The sequence below is a fragment of the Eudoraea sp. genome, from assembly GCF_049665975.1.
Lineage (GTDB): Bacteria > Bacteroidota > Bacteroidia > Flavobacteriales > Flavobacteriaceae > Eudoraea.
On the sequence record NZ_JBATGR010000490.1, the window covers coordinates 1 to 1,772 of the forward strand.

The 1,772-nt window shown below is 35.9% G+C and carries 2 protein-coding genes; both read left to right on the forward strand.

Going from position 1 to position 1,772, the window contains the following annotated elements:
• Positions 1 to 206 precede the first annotated feature (206 nt).
• Positions 207 to 473: a hypothetical protein gene (locus WBN20_RS15755; RefSeq protein ID WP_424282369.1), complete on the forward strand. Its 267-nt coding sequence runs from the start codon at positions 207 to 209 to the stop codon at positions 471 to 473.
• Positions 474 to 511: 38 nt separating this feature from the next.
• Positions 512 to 1,600 carry a SphA family protein gene (locus tag WBN20_RS15760; protein WP_424282370.1) on the forward strand — a complete coding sequence of 363 codons (1,089 nt, stop codon included), beginning with the start codon at positions 512 to 514 and terminating at the stop codon, positions 1,598 to 1,600.
• Positions 1,601 to 1,772 lie beyond the last annotated feature (172 nt).

A 1,772-nucleotide genomic window follows, 5' to 3' on the forward strand; every position in this document is an offset into this window, starting at 1 on the left:
TATGTGTAGTATTCATTAATACAAAAAAAAAGAACATTTTATTCCAGTCATTTTAAATTGGAATTGGTATTAGAGGCATTATGCACAATTTCCATAGGATATGACTCCATATCTCTACCATTCTTCTACTTTAGTTTATTGTATGCACTTTCTGTTGTCATTATCTTTAAATCATCAAAATTAAGTAAAATTTAAATGCTAAAAACATGAGTGCAACAGACGATAATATAAAATCTACGTTCTCTTTTTCCAAACCAGCAATTTACCAAATCAAGGTCTTGGGAAAAGTACCGTCCTCCTGGTCCGAAAGACTCTCAGGTATGGATTTGTCTTATAGAAATAAGAAATCAGGTGTAGAAACAACCTTAATTGGGAAGATGAGTGATCAGGCCCAGTTATCTGGGTTACTTATCTCATTGTATGAACTACATATGAGTGTATTATCGGTAGAAAAATTGAATACTAACATATAAGCTAAAAGGCTCATCAATACTAATTAAAATTAAATGTTATGATCATAAATCAATTCTTAAAACTCGTTGATTGTGCAAAAACCAACTTAAAGGTTAAACCGATGATATGGTTAACTGCATTGCTTGTATTAGGCTTTTGTAAAGAAGCAAATGCCCAATCTGTCTCTCCAGTACAAGGAGGGCATTATTTGGCGTCATTTATTGGGGTCAGAGATATGGCAACACCTCCACCGGGTCTATTTGTTGTCGTTTATAATTATCGTTCTTCAACAAATTCATTCTATGATAGAAATGGAGATAAATTTAGTGGTGGCTCGCTTAGTAATCTTGATCCCTCACTTCCGGATATAAATGTAGATATTAATCTTGACACATACGCCACGGTCCCCGTTATTGCTTGGGGGTCGAAAAAGACAATTCTGGGAGGAGCAAGATATTTGGCAGGAATAGCACCGGTTATTGCATGGGCCGATGCCTCATTGGTTACCGAACAAAATGGAGGTACTATTATTCCAGAACTGAACCAATCGGTTTCAGGTAAATTAAGTGGCTTCAGTGACTTGCTTATTGTTCCATTAGGCCTTTCGTGGGGGTTCGAGAAGACTGATCTTACCTTCATGTATTCAGTAACTGCCCCAACAGGAAAATATGAAAATGGAGGATCTGAAAATTTAGGCCTTGGCTTCTGGACCAATCAGTTTCAAGGATTTGGATATTATTATCCGGTAGCAGATAAATCCTCAGCCTTAATGCTTGGGTTAACCTATGAAATAAACGGTAAGATAAAAGATTCTGATGTAAAGCCTGGTAATCGATTCACTTTGGAATATGGTATCAGTCAATATTTATCAGAACGATTTGAATTGGGTATAATAGGAGGTCACAACTTGCAAATTTCAGATGACAAAGGTTCTGATGTTTTTTGGGATCCTTCAGTTCGGGACAGAAAAAGCACTTTGGCTTTCACAGCAGGGTACTGGGTGTGGAAACAACGGATGCAACTCACGTTTAAATATGGTTTCGACTATGGTATGAGGCAACGTTTTAAGAACGATGCCTTAATGCTCAACTTAACTTTTGTAACCAATGCCCTTACAGGAGCAAATAAAAATAATAATACGCAATAATTATTAATTAATTTTTAAACACTGTAAACACTGTAAACACTGTAAACATGAAAAATTTTAAATTTAAACAATCGATGCTGAGTTACCTGATGGCCATGGCCATTTTGCTGACTTTTAGCTGTAATCAGGAAGCTAAAAAAGAAGAAGCAAAAGCATCTACGGAATCAAATAT

Coding starts and splice junctions, on each gene's coding strand:
- WBN20_RS15760 (WP_424282370.1), top strand. CDS start 512: ATGATCATAAATCAATTCTTAAAACTCGTTGATTGTGCAAAAACCAAC.
- WBN20_RS15755 (WP_424282369.1), top strand. CDS start 207: ATGAGTGCAACAGACGATAATATAAAATCTACGTTCTCTTTTTCCAAA.